The organism is Novosphingobium naphthalenivorans NBRC 102051, assembly GCF_001590985.1.
In the GTDB taxonomy this organism is placed as follows: domain Bacteria; phylum Pseudomonadota; class Alphaproteobacteria; order Sphingomonadales; family Sphingomonadaceae; genus Novosphingobium; species Novosphingobium naphthalenivorans.
Genome location: NZ_BCTX01000229.1, coordinates 1 through 521, shown reverse-complemented (window position 1 = coordinate 521; position 521 = coordinate 1). Strand labels below are relative to the sequence as shown.

At 63.9% G+C, this 521-nt stretch carries 1 protein-coding gene; it reads left to right on the top strand.

The genetic code is table 11. The features are described 5' to 3' along the window. A partial coding sequence (locus tag NN5_RS24865; protein ID WP_157081347.1) for an aldehyde dehydrogenase family protein occupies window positions 1-521 on the top strand: 521 nt, incomplete at both ends.

The window sequence follows — 521 nt, the reverse complement described above, 5'->3', positions numbered from 1 at the left end:
TCGAGCGCATCCGCGCGATCCGGGTGGGCGATCCGATGGATCCGGCCAGTCAGATGGGCGCGATCAATTCGAAGGGTCAGTACGACAAGGTTCTGCGCCATATCGCAAACGCGCGCGAGGACGGCGCCCGGCTGCTCGCCGGCGGCGGCCGGCCCGAGGGAGAGGAGTTCCGCAAGGGCTTTTGGGTCCAGCCGACGCTGTTTGGTGACGTCGAGCAATCGATGCGTATCGCGCAGCAGGAGGTGTTCGGCCCGGTTCTTTCGGTAATGAAATGGTCGACGCTCGACCAGGCGATCACGATCGCCAACGCGACCGACCTCGGCCTGACCGCGTCGATCTATGCCAACAACATCGACGACGCCTTCGCCGCCGCGCGCCGCGTGCGCTCCGGCTATGTGTGGATCAACAGCGTCGGACCGCATTACCCCGCCATGCCCTATGGCGGAATGAAGAACAGCGGCACGGGGCGTGAAGAAGGCATCGAGGAGATGCTGAGCTACACCGAGCAGAAGGCCTATAAT